This is a genomic window from Micromonospora sp. USAFONa4 (genome assembly GCF_057197825.1).
In genome coordinates this window covers 1,988,484-2,001,149 of sequence record NZ_CM170072.1, presented here as the reverse complement: position 1 = coordinate 2,001,149, position 12,666 = coordinate 1,988,484, and the positions used below count along the sequence as shown (strand labels likewise).

10 protein-coding genes are annotated in these 12,666 nt (G+C 72.7%); 5 read left to right on the top strand and 5 right to left on the bottom strand.

Going from position 1 to position 12,666, the window contains the following annotated elements; all coding sequences use genetic code 11:
* Window positions 1–4: 4 nt before the first annotated feature.
* Window positions 5–1,291 carry a uroporphyrinogen-III C-methyltransferase gene (gene cobA, locus AC0OO9_RS08280; RefSeq protein WP_484516715.1) on the top strand — a complete coding sequence of 429 codons (1,287 nt, stop codon included), beginning with the start codon at window positions 5–7 and terminating at the stop codon, window positions 1,289–1,291.
* 145 nt (window positions 1,292–1,436) lie between these two features.
* Here the strand turns inward: cobA and otsB are convergent, their stop codons facing one another.
* Together otsB and AC0OO9_RS08270 are read right to left on the bottom strand one after the other, a co-directional pair.
* Window positions 1,437–3,998, bottom strand: coding sequence for a trehalose-phosphatase (gene otsB / locus AC0OO9_RS08275; RefSeq protein ID WP_484517887.1), 2,562 nt, complete (start codon window positions 3,996–3,998; stop codon window positions 1,437–1,439).
* 38 nt (window positions 3,999–4,036) lie between these two features.
* Entirely contained in the window at window positions 4,037–5,437 is a 1,401-nt protein-coding gene (locus AC0OO9_RS08270; protein WP_132239329.1) for an alpha,alpha-trehalose-phosphate synthase (UDP-forming), read from the bottom strand.
* Window positions 5,438–5,769: 332 nt separating this feature from the next.
* Here AC0OO9_RS08270 and ettA point away from each other — a divergent pair, with 332 nt between their 5' ends.
* The 4 genes from ettA (at window position 5,770) to AC0OO9_RS08250 (ending at window position 9,373) form a co-directional block, all read left to right on the top strand.
* Complete coding sequence (ettA, locus tag AC0OO9_RS08265) at window positions 5,770–7,446, top strand: energy-dependent translational throttle protein EttA (RefSeq protein WP_121399423.1); 1,677 nt, start codon at window positions 5,770–5,772, stop codon at window positions 7,444–7,446.
* 21 nt (window positions 7,447–7,467) lie between these two features.
* The gene (locus AC0OO9_RS08260; RefSeq protein WP_151457130.1) at window positions 7,468–7,914 is read left to right on the top strand and encodes an acyl-CoA thioesterase; all 447 of its coding nucleotides are present in this window, start codon (window positions 7,468–7,470) and stop codon (window positions 7,912–7,914) included.
* Window positions 7,911–8,636: a DUF8185 domain-containing protein gene (locus tag AC0OO9_RS08255; protein ID WP_484516712.1), complete on the top strand. Its 726-nt coding sequence runs from the start codon at window positions 7,911–7,913 to the stop codon at window positions 8,634–8,636. Before AC0OO9_RS08260 ends, AC0OO9_RS08255 begins: the two co-directional genes overlap by 4 nt.
* A 149-nt stretch (window positions 8,637–8,785) precedes the next feature.
* Window positions 8,786–9,373 carry a type III secretion system chaperone family protein gene (locus AC0OO9_RS08250; protein ID WP_088998782.1) on the top strand — a complete coding sequence of 196 codons (588 nt, stop codon included), beginning with the start codon at window positions 8,786–8,788 and terminating at the stop codon, window positions 9,371–9,373.
* 88 nt (window positions 9,374–9,461) lie between these two features.
* Here AC0OO9_RS08250 and AC0OO9_RS08245 read toward each other — a convergent pair whose 3' ends face one another.
* From AC0OO9_RS08245 to AC0OO9_RS08235, 3 genes are all read right to left on the bottom strand, one after another.
* Window positions 9,462–9,851 carry a globin gene (locus AC0OO9_RS08245; RefSeq protein WP_192581484.1) on the bottom strand — a complete coding sequence of 130 codons (390 nt, stop codon included), beginning with the start codon at window positions 9,849–9,851 and terminating at the stop codon, window positions 9,462–9,464.
* Window positions 9,852–9,948: 97 nt separating this feature from the next.
* The gene (locus AC0OO9_RS08240) at window positions 9,949–11,349 is read right to left on the bottom strand and encodes an MFS transporter (protein WP_484516710.1); all 1,401 of its coding nucleotides are present in this window, start codon (window positions 11,347–11,349) and stop codon (window positions 9,949–9,951) included.
* A gap of 232 nt (window positions 11,350–11,581) precedes the next feature.
* The gene (locus tag AC0OO9_RS08235) at window positions 11,582–12,634 is read right to left on the bottom strand and encodes a mechanosensitive ion channel family protein (RefSeq protein WP_484516709.1); all 1,053 of its coding nucleotides are present in this window, start codon (window positions 12,632–12,634) and stop codon (window positions 11,582–11,584) included.
* Window positions 12,635–12,666 lie beyond the last annotated feature (32 nt).

Genomic DNA, 12,666 nt, shown 5'->3' with positions numbered 1-12,666 from the left:
CGGCGTGAGCGGCAACCCGTACCCGCTCGGCCTGCGGCTCGCCGGCCGTCGGGTGGTCGTGGTGGGCGGGGGAGCGGTGGCCACCCGGCGGGTGCCGGCCCTGCTCGACGCCGGCGCGCACGTCTTCCTCGTCGCGCCCGAGCTGACCCCGGCGCTGCGCGCGCACGTCGACGCCGGACGGCTGCACTGGGCGCCGCGCCGGTTCGCCCCCGACGACCTGGACGGCGCGTGGCTGGTCCAGGTCGCGGTCGACGACCCGCTCGCCGCCGCGTCGGTCAGCGCCGCCGCCGCCGAGCGGCGCATCTTCTGCGTACGCGCCGACGACCGCGCCGCCGCCACCGCCTGGACGCCGGCGGTGACCCGGCACGGGCCGGTGACCGTGGCGGTGCTCGGCGGAGGCGACCCGCGCCGGGCGATGGCCGTCCGCGACGCCGTCCGCGCCCTCCTGGATGTGAGGAAGGGCCCCCTGTTGACGCCTGCGGTAGAGGAAGGGTCCCTTCCTTACCCGCCGGCCGGGCGGGTTGCGTTGGTGGGGGCCGGTCCGGGGGACCCGGAACTGATCACCGTCAAGGGCTGGCGGCTGCTCACCGAGGCGGACGTGGTGGTCGCCGACCGGCTCGTCCCGGGGCTGCTCCTCGACGAGCTGCGCCCCGACGTCGAACTCGTGGACGCCTCCAAGATCCCGTACGGGCCGTCCCGGGGTCAGGAGGAGATCAACCGGATCCTCGTGGACCGCGCCCTGGCCGGGAAGTTCGTGGTGCGGCTCAAGGGCGGCGACCCGTACGTCTTCGGCCGGGGCGGCGAGGAGCTGCTGGCCTGTGCGGCGGCCGGTGTGCCGGTGACCGTGGTGCCCGGCGTGACCAGCTCGATCGCGGCTCCGGCCGCGGCGGGCGTCCCGGTCACCCACCGGGGGGTGGCCCACGAGTTCACCGTGGTCTCCGGGCACGTCGCACCCGACTCGCCGGCCTCCCTGGTCCGGTGGGAGGCGCTGGCCGGGCTGCGCGGCACGCTGGTCGTGCTCATGGGGCTGAAGAACCTCGCGGCGATCACCGCGACGCTGATCGCGCACGGCAAGCCGGCGGGGACACCGGCCGCCGTGGTGCAGGAGGCGACGACCGGGGCGCAGCGGGCGCTGCGCTCCACGCTCGGCGCGGTGGCCGCCGACGTGGCGGCCGCCGGGCTGCGCCCGCCCGCGGTGGTGGTGTTGGGGGACGTGGTCGACGCCCTCGCCGACGGGGCTGGTCTTGAGGGATTTGCGGGCAGCCCGCTCGCTCCGGGCGGTCAGGCTTGATCCCTCCGCGAGCGGGCTGCCCGGAAATCCCCGGTGGGCGTCGCCCGTAAGGCGGCTCGGGTTCGACCGGGTTGGTCTGGTCTCGACGGATGAACGACGGCGGCCGGAGACTTCGAGTCTCCGGCCGCCGTTTTCGCTGGTCAGGTCACTGCTTGAGCATGTTGTCCAGCAGCAGGGCGCAGCGGATCAGACCGAGGTGGCTGTAGGCCTGCGGGTGGTTGCCCAGCCCGCGCTCGGCCATCGGGTCGTACTGCTCGGGCAGCAGGCCGGTCGGGCCGGCGGTGTCCACCATCTGCGAGAACAGCTCCTCGGCGTCGGTACGCCGCCCGGTGCGCAGGTACGCCTCGATGAGCCACGCCGTGCAGATGTGGAAGCCGCCCTCCCGCCCGGGCAGGCCGTCGTCCCAGTGGTAGCGGTAGACGACCGGGCCGCTGCGCAGGTCCGCCTCGATCCGCAGGACGGTGGAGAGGAAGCGCGGGTCGTCGCCGGGGAGCAGGCCGGAGAGCCCGATCCACAGCGACGAGGCGTCCATCTCCTCGTCCCCGTACGCCACGCTGTAGGCCTCGACGGTCTCGTGCCAGCCGTACTCCAGCACGTTGGCGCCGATGCGGTCGCGCAGCTCCACCCACTCCGGCCGGTCCTCGCCGCCGTGCTGGCGCATGACGTGCAGCGCCCGGTCGACGGTCATCCAGCACATCACCTTCGAGAAGATGTGGTGCCGCGGGGGGAGGCGGGCCTCCCAGATGCCGTGGTCGGGCTCGTGCCAGCGGCGGCGGACCGCCTCGACCATGTTGTCGAGCACCCGCCACTCGTCCTCGCGGACGGAGCCGCGGGCGTCAGCCACGGCCGCGATCAGGTCCGCGATCGGGCCGAAGACGTCGAGCTGGAGCTGGTGGTTGGCGAGGTTGCCGACCCGGACGGGCCGGGAGCCGGCGTAACCGGGCAGGGTGTCGATGACCGCCTCGGCGCCCAGCTCGTAGCCGTCCACCGTGTAGAGCGGGTGCAGCCGCTCCGGGTGCCCGCCGGTGCGCTCGATGCACCCGTCGACCCAGCGCAGCAGCGCCTCGGCCTCCTCGATCGAGCCCAGGTCGACCAGGGACCGCGCGGTCATCGCCGCGTCCCGCAGCCAGCAGTAGCGGTAGTCCCAGTTGCGTACGCCGCCCAGCTCCTCCGGCAGCGAGGTGGTCGCGGCGGCCAGGATCGAGCCGGTGGCCTCGTGACAGAGCCCGCGCAGGGTCAGCGCGCTGCGGACCACCAGGTCGCGGGCGGTGCTCGGCAGCCGCAGGGTGGCCACCCAGTCCTTCCAGGGCTGCTCGGCCAGGGCCTGCCGCTCGTGGACCGGCAGCCGGTGGTGTTCCAGGCTGTGCGTGCCGAAGCGCAGCTCCAGCACGACCTGCCCACCGGAGGCGGAGAGGTCGACGACCGCCTTGGCCGTCTCGTAGCCGCCGTCGTTGGTGACCTGCCACTCGACCCCGGGCGAGTAGAGCGCGACGGGCTCGTTGGAGCCGAGCACCAGCAGGCCGTCGCCGACCGGCTGCAACTGCACCGCGACCTGGCCGAACTCGGGCCGGGGCGCGAACTCCAGCCGGGCCCGGCCCGAGCCGGTGAGCACCCGGACCATCGTCGAGTCGCCGGTCACGACGGCCGGGCCGTCCGGCGTGGTCTCCCGGGCCGGCTTGTCGAGCCAGTCGGTGACGGTCAGGCCCGACCAGCGGGTCTCGACGGTCATCGTCCCCGAGCGGTAGCGCTGCCCGAGCGGGATGCCCCCGCGTTCCGGGGCCACGCTGAAGTGCCCGGCGGGGCTGCCGCCGACCAGGTCGGCGAAGATCGCCGCCGAGTCCGGCTTGGGGTGGCAGAGCCAGGTGACCTTGGCCTCGGGGGTGAGCAGGGCCACGGTCCGCCCGTTGGCAAGCATCGAGTGCCGCTCGATGGGGACCGCACGCTCGCCGAAGAGCCAGTGCCGCCGGGTCTCCAGCAGCAGGCCGAGGGCGCGGGCGGCCTCGATCGGCTCGGCGACCCGGTAGCCGGCCTGGGTGTCGCCGGGGCCGATCTTGATGCCGACGTCCGGCCCGTGCAGGTTGCCGAAGGCGTTCTCGTCGGTGACGTCGTCGCCGATGAAGAGCACCGCGCTGGCCGAGAGCTGGGTGCGCAGCTGGTCGACGGCCGTGCCCTTGTGCGTGGCGACCACCGACAGCTCGATGACCTCCTTGCCCTGGGTGACCGTCACGTCGTCCCAGGTGGCGGGGCCGCTGCGGACCGCCTCGATGGCGGCAGCCGCGATCTCGGGCGCCACCCCGCGGGTGTGCACCGCGACGCTCGCCGGCTTGCGCTCCAGCCGGATGCCCGGGTGGGCCGAGGCGATCTCGCGCAGGGCGTCGCGCAGCCGGGTGCGCACCGCGATCAGCTCGGGGGAGAGCCGCTCGACGAAGCCGATGTCGAACTCGGAGCCGTGGCTGCCGACGAGGTGGACCTCGCTGGGCAGCCGGGAGAGGGCGGCCAGGTCGCGCAGGGCCCGCCCGGAGACCACCGCCACGGTGGTCTGGGGCAGGGCGGCCAGCGCCCGGACGGCCGCCACCGACTCCGGCAGCGGCACGGCCTTGCTCGGGTCCTCCACGATCGGCGCCAGGGTGCCGTCGTAGTCGCAGGCGATCAGAAGCTGGGGTACCCGGGCGATGCGGCCGATGGCCGCCCGCAGTTCCGGGTCCATCGTGCCGGCCGCCGGGGTGATGATCTCGCTGGCGGCGTTCACGCGTCCTCCGATTGAGGCACACCGAGCTCGGTGAGGAAGGACTTCGCCCAGTGCCCCACGTCGTGGGTGCGAAGATGGCGTTGCATTGTCCGCATTCTGCGGCGTGCCTCCGGCTTCTCGACGTGCACGGCCCTCAGCAGGGCGTCCTTGACCGCGTCAGGGTCGTGCGGGTTACACAGGAACGCCTGACGCAGCTCGGTGGCGGCGCCGGCGAACTCGCTGAGCACGAGTGCACCGCCCTGGTCGGCGCGCGATGCGACGTACTCCTTGGCTACCAGGTTCATTCCGTCTCGCAGCGGGGTCACCATCATCACGTCCGCGGCGGCGTACATCGCGGCGAGTTCAGTGCGACTGTACGACTGATGCAGATAATGCACCGCCGGCACGCCGACCCTGCCGAATTCGCCATTAATCCGGCCGACCTCGCGCTCCACCTTCACGCGTAGTGCCTGGTAGTGCTCCACGCGCTCACGGCTGGGCGTGGCGACCTGCACCATGACCGCGTCGGGAACTGTCAACTTTCCGTCAGCCAGCAGTTCGCGGAAGGCCTTGAGCCGCAACTCGATGCCCTTGGTGTAGTCGAGCCGGTCGACGCCCAGGATGATCGTCTTCGGGTTGCCCAGCTCCTCGCGGATCTCCTTCGCCCGGGCCTGGATCGCCGGGTCGGCGGCCAGCCGCTCCATCTCCTTCGTGTCGATGGAGATCGGAAACGCGCCGGCCTTCACCTGGCGCCCGTCGACCTGGATCATCTGCCCCTCGTAGCGCAGCCCGAGCAGGTGCCGGGCCAGCCGGACGAAGTTCTGCGCGGCGAGGCGCTGCTGGAACCCGACCAGGTCGGCGCCGAGCAGGCCGCGCAGGATCTCGGTGCGGAACGGCATCTGCATGAACAGCTCGATGGGCGGGAACGGGATGTGCAGGAAGAAGCCGATCCGCAGGTCGGGCCGCAGCTCGCGGAGCATCGCCGGGACGAGCTGGAGCTGGTAGTCCTGCACCCAGACCGTCGCCCCCTCGGCCGCGACCTCCGCCGCGGCCTCCGCGAAGCGGGCGTTGACCAGGCGGTACGCCTCACGCCAGCGGCGCTTGTAGGCGGGCGTCTCCACCGCGTCGTGGTAGAGCGGCCAGATCGTCGCGTTGGACTGGCCCTCGTAGTAGCGCTCCAGCTCCTCCGCGCTGAGCGGCACCGGGTGCAGCCGGATGCCCTCCAGGTCGAAGGGCTCGGGGGCGGCGCCGGTGCCACCGGCCCAGCCGACCCAGGTGCCCTGGTGCTCGGCGAGGACGGGGTGCAGTGCGGTCACCAGCCCCCCGGGGCTGCGACGCCACTGCCGTCCTTCGGGGGTGCTCACCTCGTCGACGGGTAGCCGGTTCGCCACTACGACAAAGGAGCTGCGGACGGTCACGTTCGGCCACCTCCGGGTGCTGACGGGTCAACCGCGAATGAGCGTACTGAGCGTAGCTGCGGCTTCTGGGGCCCCGTGCCGGAGTCACCTACCCTTCCCACGATGGTCCAACCCTTGGCGTGATCTTGTCGATACCCCTGCTCGGAAGCAGGGGTGGCGGGACGCGTCCGGGGCGTCGGGGGCGGGGTGATGTGGGCGCGACGCCGCGTACCTGTCAGGATTGACGATGGCGTGCGTGCGGCCGGGCCACCGGCCGGCGGCGGCGGGCGGAGGTCGGAGCCCGCGCCCGCGCCCGCCGAACCCAGTCGCAACCTACGGAGGTAGCCCGCACCGTGGCCCAGTACATCTACGTCCTGGAAAAGGCGCGCAAGGCGCACGGCGACAAGGTCGTGCTCGACAACGTGACGCTGAGCTTCCTCCCGGGGGCCAAGATCGGTGTGGTCGGCCCCAACGGCGCCGGCAAGTCCAGCCTCCTCAAGATCATGGCAGGCCTGGACCGGCCGAGCAACGGCGAGGCCCGGCTGATGCCCGGCTACACCGTCGGCCTGCTCGCCCAGGAGCCCCCGCTCAACGACGCCAAGACCGTGCTCGGCAACGTCGAGGAGGCGGTCGCCGAGACCAAGGCCAAGCTGGAGCGGTTCAACAAGATCGCCGAGCAGATGGCCACCGACTACTCCGACGAGCTGATGGAGGAGATGGGCAAGCTCCAGGAGGAGCTTGACCACGCCGACGCGTGGGACATCGACTCCAAGCTCGAACTGGCGATGGACGCGCTGCGCTGCCCGCCGCCGGACGCCGACGTCACCCAGCTCTCCGGGGGCGAGCGGCGCCGGGTGGCGCTGTGCAAGCTGCTGCTGGAGGCCCCCGACCTGCTGCTGCTCGACGAGCCCACCAACCACCTGGACGCGGAGAGCGTCTCCTGGCTGGAGCAGCACCTGGCCAAGTACGCGGGCACCGTCATGGCGATCACCCACGACCGGTACTTCCTGGACAACGTGGCCGGCTGGATCCTGGAGCTGGACCGCGGCCGGGCCGTCGGCTACGAGGGCAACTACTCCACCTACCTGGAGAAGAAGGCCGCCCGGCTGGCCGTCGAGGGCCGCCGCGACGCCAAGATGAAGAAGCGCCTCACCGAGGAGCTGGAGTGGGTCCGCTCCAACGCCAAGGCGCGGCAGACCAAGTCCAAGGCCCGCCTCGACCGCTACGAGGAGATGGCCACCGAGGCGGAGAAGACCCGCAAGCTGGACTTCGAGGAGATCCAGATTCCGCCGGGCCCCCGCCTGGGCAACACGGTGATCGAGGCGCACGGCCTGACCAAGGGCTTCGGCGACCGGGTGCTCATCGACAACCTGTCCTTCTCGCTGCCCCGCAACGGCATCGTCGGCATCATCGGCCCGAACGGCGTCGGCAAGACCACCCTGTTCAAGACCATCGTCGGGCTGGAGCAGCCGACGAGCGGCGACGTCCGGGTCGGCGAGACGGTCTCGCTGTCGTACGTCGACCAGAACCGGCAGGGCCTGGCCGGGGACAAGACGGTCTGGGAGGTCGTCTCCGACGGGCTCGACCACCTGATGGTCGGCAAGGTCGAGATGCCGTCGCGGGCGTACATCGCCGCGTTCGGGTTCAAGGGGCCGGACCAGCAGAAGCCGACCAAGGTGCTCTCCGGCGGCGAGCGCAACCGGCTCAACCTCGCGCTGACGCTGAAGATCGGCGGCAACGTGATCCTGCTCGACGAGCCGACCAACGACCTGGACGTGGAGACCCTCTCCAGCCTGGAGAACGCGCTGCTGGAGTTCCCCGGCTGCGCCGTGGTCATCTCCCACGACCGGATGTTCCTCGACCGGGTCGCCACGCACATCCTGGCCTGGGAGGGCGACGACGAGAACCCGGCCAAGTGGTTCTGGTTCGAGGGCAACTTCGAGGCGTACGAGAAGAACAAGGTCGACCGGCTCGGCGCGGAGGCGGCCCGCCCGCACCGGGTGACCTACCGCAAGCTGACCCGTGACTGAGCGCGCGGACCGCAGCCGATCATGAGCGACCGCTTCGTCTACCACTGCACCCTGCGGTGGTCCGACCTGGACGCGTACGGCCACATCAACAACTCGCGCTTCCTCACCCTCTACGAGGAGGCGCGGGTGGCGTTGATGTTCGCCGGCGGCCGGGCGTGGGGGGTGGGCTCGTTCGCCGACGGCGTCGTGATCAGTCGGCACGAGATCGACTACCTGCGCCCGGTCGAGTACGCCCTCGGCCGGGCCACCGCCGAGGCTGCCCCCACCGTGCGCATCGAGCTGTGGGTGGAGGAGATCCGGGGCGCGTCCTTCACCGTCGCCTACGAACTCTTCGACGGCGAGGTGCTGGCCAGCCGGGCCCGTTCGGTGCTGGTGCCGTTCGACCTGACCCGGCAGCGGCCCCGGCGGATCACCCCGGAGGAGCGGACGTTCCTGCTCACGTACGCGCCGCAGGGCGGGGTGGCGTGACGACGGCCGGCGGGCCCGTCGCCCCGGCGGGGGCCGGTGGCGGCGGGACGGTCGCCGGCGGGCACGGGATCGCCGACGCGGCCGACGCGGGGGCCTTCCTGGCCCGTCTCGTCCGGCTGGACGGCGAGGCGCCGGTCCGGCTCAGGTCGGCCGGCGCGACGGGCCGTACGGCCCTCTGGGGGCGTCTGCCGTGGGGCGTGCTGGTCGTCCGCACGGTGGCCGGCGACGGCCCCGGCGACGCCACGGTCCCGGCCCGAGAGTTGCTGGCCGAGCTGGCGGCGGGCGGCGCGGCCCTGCCGACGCGGCGGGACGAGCGGTGGCGGTGGCCGCTGCCGCCCGCAACGAGCCGCCGGGTGGAGACGCTGCCGGGCGTGGAGCTGCGGCGGATCGCGGCGGCGGCGGCGGGAGCCCTGCGGGACGCCAGCACCCACGGCGTCGGCGGGCGCGCGGTGGGGCAGCGGGCGCTGCGGGACGCGCTGCTCGACCACGTGCCCGTGGTGGTCACCCCGGAGGACCCACCGGGCGAGCCGGTCGAGGTGACCCAGCGGATGGTCCAGGGGTTGGTCCGGATGGGCTTCCTGGGCGCCGCCGAGGGGTCGGCCGGGACGGTCGGCGAAGGCGACGTCCAGGTGCGAATGGTCGGCCGATGGGTCGGCCTGGTGGGACCGTACGGAGCGACATGGTCGCAGAAGGCCACCGAACTTGCCGTGCGGCCCCTCTGAATTCATCCGTTCGGCTGACCCTCGGTCATTCTTCTGTCCTGGGGCTGTCGTTGGGGGGGTGCTTCAACCCGGCTGTCCGGGTACCGTCCATCCTCGGATCCAACGCACCGTAGGCGAGTGGATCCGCTGGGGAGTGAGGTGCGCGAGCGATGCCGTGGTGGTCATGGCGCCCCGGTCCCGCCAACGGCGGCGGCGACCCGGAAAGGCGGAGCGGGGTCACAGTGGAGAGCACCGTCCGGGTCGGACCACCGACCCCCCGTCAGCCGGGAGACGACTGCCCGCCGACGGAGCGAGCCGTGATCGCGGACATGCCCGCCACGGTCGAGCCGGTCACCCTGCGCCGGGTCTGCGACGCACTCGACATGCTCGACGTGCGCTACCTGGCCGACGGCGACGGCAACCTGCTGGCCATGTGGGAGCGGCACGCCGTGCTGGTCACACTGGAGGGTCCGGAGGACGAGATCCTGGTGATGCGGGCCCGTCCACACGCGACGGTGCCGCCGGACTGGGCCGACCGCGCCTACCGCGTGGTCAACGAGTGGAACCACACCCGCCGCTTCTGCAAGGCCTACATCGGCGACCCGACCGAGCGCGGCCAGTTGCCGATCTACGCGGAGTTGCAGGTGCCGTTCGGTGCCGGGGCGCACGACGCGCTGCTGGTCGAGATGCTCGACTGCGGCGCGGCGGTCGCCACCAGCTTCGTGGACTGGCTGCACGACGAGGGCGCCCTGCTCTGAGGCGCCGGACGCCCGCCGGGCGATCCGGCGCCTGGGCGAACGCCGACGGGCCGCCCGGCACCCGCCGGGCACCCGAGGGGCGACCCGGTCAGGCCGGCCCCGCCGGGTCCTCCATCGCGTTGACCATGAAGTAGGCGGCCCGCTCCAGGTAGTCCCACAGTGCGGTGGCGATCTCCGGCGGCAGGTCGAGCCGGTCCACGGCGCGGCGCATGTGCAGCAGCCATGCGTCCCGCTCGGCGGCGCCGATCCGGTAGGGCGCGTGGCGCATCCGCAGCCGCGGGTGCCCCCGTTGCGCCGAGTACGTGTTGGGACCGCCCCAGTACTGCATGAGGAACAGGGTCAACCGGTCCGCGGCCGGGCCCAGGTCCTCCTCCGGATACATGGGGCGCAGCAGCGGGTCGTCGGCGACCCCGGCGTAGAACTCGTCCACCAGCTTGCGGAATGTGGGCTCGCCGCCGACCGCTTCGAAGAGGGTCATCGACGCACCGGGACGGTCGGACTCACCTGCGGCATTCACCGTTCCATCCTGCCAGGTGCCACGTCGGGCGAGCGGGGGGTGCCGGCTGTGGGCCGGGTCACCGCGTGCCGCCGCCGTCCCGCCTCGCCGGGGCGACTTCCCAACGGGCCGCCGGCCCGCCGGACCGCTCCTCCGCGGGCCGCCCCGGGGCGGCGGGACCGGCTGCCTGCCGGGGGGCCGCTCCGCCCGCCTGCTGGGCCGCCTCGATCGCCGCGTCGATCGTCGACCGGCTCGGCCAGCGCAGGGCGGCGAGCGTCATCAGCAGCACCCCGACGGCGCTCCACACCCCGACCACGAGCGGGATGGAGTATCGCTCGGCCAGCAACCCGGTGACCAGGACGGCCATGCCCTGGATGACCTGGACGCCGGTCGCCATCACGCCGAAGGCGCGGGCCCGGAAGCCGTCGGGCAGCGCCCGGACGAAGAGCCCGTTGGCCACCGGCAGCATGCCGGCGACGGCGAACCCGCAGGCCGCAGCGAGCAGCGCCACCACCAGGGGCGGCGGATCGAGCAGGGCGGGCACCAGGGCCAGTGGGGAGAGCACCGCCAACGGCCGCATCAGGCTCAGCCGGCGGTCCGGCCCGAACGCCCGGCTGACGACGAGGCCGCCGAGGATGAAGCCGACGGGGTTCGCCGCCATGATGATCGCCTGCGCGGCACCGGCGTCCAGCTGGCCGGCGTGCTCGCTCGCCCAGGCGGCGGCGAGGCCCTCCGGCACCACGGAGAAGAGCATGGCGGCGAAGACCAGCACGGCGATGGCCCGCAGCACCGGGGTGCCGAACACGATCTGGAAGCCCTGCGCGGTCTCCCGCAGCAGGTGGCTGCGGTGCGCGGCGGTCATCGCCGTCGGCCGGTCGGCCACGCCGAAGCGGACCAGCGCGGCCGACAGGGCGAACGTCGCCGCGTTGACCAGGAGCGCGGTGGTCGGGTTGAAGGCGGCGATGGCCGCGCCCGCCAGGTAGCCGACGACCTGGGCGGCCTGCCCGACGCTGCTGATCATCGAGAGCCCGACCACCAGGCGGTCCCCGGTGAGGACCAGGGGGATCAGCGCCGACTTGGCGGCCTGGCTCGGTGGGTTGGCCAGCGTGGTGGCGAAGAGCAGGGCCAGGACCATCGGGACGGGCACGCCGGGGATGGCGATGCACACCATCAGCACCATCCGGACGAGGTCGCAGATCACCATGACCTGCCGGTAGCGGTGCCGCTCCGCGAGGGTGGCGAGCAGGGGGCCGCCGACCAGCCAGGGCAGGTAGCTCACCGCGAAGGCGGCGGCCGAGAGCGCGACGGACCGGGTCTCCTCGTAGACCAGCAGGGTGACCGCGGCCTTGGCGATGTAGTCGCCGATCCAGGAGAGCGCGCTGGCCGTGAAGACGGCGCCGTATTCGCGGTTGGCGAACACCTCGCGGAAGGTTGCCGGCCCTTCCGGGGATGGTCGCTCGTCAGGCACCGTCGCCTCCATCGTTCCCCTGAGCAGGCCACTCGTGATGGACGGCCCGGGAACCGTCGTCAGATCCACGGATCAGCGAGGACGTGATCACGCTCCGGGGGAGCGCGTTGCACCGGATTTTGCCCGATCGTCCGACGAGTGGCTAGGGCGAAGGGGTTGATCGTCGCATCTCCGACTGAACGAACGGACGATACCCGAGGGGCCACCCGGCTCGCGACCCCCGCCGCCCGGCGTTCTGGAAGCCTCAGGTGGCGCCGCCCTGCCCGGTCTCGCCGGGGGTGGAGACCGGCATGCCGGGGTAGAACCGGGCGGCGGCGATCTTCGCGGTGATGCCGGAGTTCTCCAGCGCCTCGGCGAGCCGGCGACGCAGCTCCCGGCCGACGGCGAACTGCCCGTCTGCGGTCGTCTTGACCACCGTACGGATCACCGCGCCGTCGACGGTCATCTGCTCGACGCCCAGCACCTCCGGCGCCTCGACGATCTCCGGCGCCAGGTCGGGGTCGATCGCCACCGAGGCGGCGGCGGTACGCAGCACGGCAGTGGCCTCCTCCGTGCCGGCGAAGCCGATCGGCAGGTCGACCACCACCAGGGCCCATCCCTGGCTCTTGTTGCCCACCCGGACGATCTCGCCGTTGCGGATGTACCAGAGCACGCCCCGCCCGTCGCGGACGGTGGTGACCCGCAGCCCGACCGACTCCACCACGCCGGTCGCCTCGCCGAGGTCCACGGTGTCGCCGACGCCGTACTGGTCCTCGATCAGCATGAACAGGCCGGCGATCAGGTCCTTGACCAGGCTCTGCGCGCCGAAGCCGAGGGCCACGCCCGCGATGCCGGCGCTGGCCAGCAGCGGGGCCAGGTCGAAGCTGAACTCCTTGAGGACCATCAGCAGCGCGATGCCGAAGATGAACGCGGTGCTCAGGCTGCGCAGCACCGAACCGATCGCCTCGGCCCGCTGCCGGCGCCGCTCGGGAACGAACTCGCCGGGCTCGACGGCGGCGGTGGGGATCCGCTCGCGCAGCGGACGCAGCATGGTCGGCACGCCCGCGTCGGTGGTGGTGCGCACCAGTCGGCGGATCGTGCGGTGCACCAGCCACCGGGCGGCGACCGCCAGCAGCAGGATCATCACGATCCGCAGCGGCTTGAGCAGGATCCAGTAGCTGCCCTCGGCGAACCACACCGAGCCGGTCATGTCGTAGACGCTCTTGCACAGGGCGTCGTCCAGGCAGGTCGGCGACGGAGCCGGGTCCGGCGCCTCGACGGCGGGCAGGGCGGGCGGCGTCAGGCTGGCAGCGGTCACGCTGTCTTCGTACCGCACCCGGCGCGGCCCCG

What these genes read in the sequence shown, in the direction of transcription:
- AC0OO9_RS08250 (WP_088998782.1), top strand. Translation starts at nt 8,786, where the DNA reads ATGCCGTGGTGGTCATGGCGCCCCGGTCCCGCCAACGGCGGCGGCGAC.
- AC0OO9_RS08260 (WP_151457130.1), top strand. Translation starts at nt 7,468, where the DNA reads ATGAGCGACCGCTTCGTCTACCACTGCACCCTGCGGTGGTCCGACCTG.
- AC0OO9_RS08245 (WP_192581484.1), bottom strand. Translation starts at nt 9,851, where the DNA reads ATGACCCTCTTCGAAGCGGTCGGCGGCGAGCCCACATTCCGCAAGCTG.
- AC0OO9_RS08240 (WP_484516710.1), bottom strand. Translation starts at nt 11,349, where the DNA reads ATGGAGGCGACGGTGCCTGACGAGCGACCATCCCCGGAAGGGCCGGCA.
- otsB (WP_484517887.1), bottom strand. Translation starts at nt 3,998, where the DNA reads ATGGACCCGGAACTGCGGGCGGCCATCGGCCGCATCGCCCGGGTACCC.